This window comes from Vibrio sp. 10N.222.52.B7, from assembly GCF_041474275.1.
GTDB lineage: Bacteria > Pseudomonadota > Gammaproteobacteria > Enterobacterales > Vibrionaceae > Vibrio > Vibrio crassostreae_C.
Map to the genome: position 1 here is coordinate 1 of NZ_JBFRTU010000507.1, position 362 is coordinate 362.

At 45.6% G+C, this 362-nt stretch carries 1 protein-coding gene; it reads left to right on the top strand.

Features of this window, described 5'->3' with window-relative positions; all coding sequences use genetic code 11:
- Positions 1-362 (top strand): aminotransferase class I/II-fold pyridoxal phosphate-dependent enzyme (locus tag AB4512_RS23925; RefSeq protein WP_372175991.1); only part of this gene is annotated, 362 nt, incomplete at both ends.

The window sequence follows — 362 nt, forward strand, 5'->3', positions numbered from 1 at the left end:
ATTCAGACGCAAGAGTGGCGTCGAGAGAAGTTGACAGAACTTGGCGCCCTTTATGCTGAGCAGATGATTGGCGTGAAAGGCTTTATTGATACTCAGACCCCAATCAAGCCGTTCGTTATTGGCGAAGCTCAAGCTGCATTATCTATTGCCGAAGAATTAAAGCGCAATCAAGTTTGGGTAACAGCGATAAGGTCACCAACCGTTCCGACAGGGACTGCTCGTTTACGAATTACCTTAACGGCCAATCACAGTCAGGAACAGATTCTTCAGTTAACTGACTCGTTGCTTCAAGCAATAGAGCGAAGCAACGACTCTGAAAGCCAACCAAGCATAGAATCAAGCTTTGAATTAAAGAAAGAGGC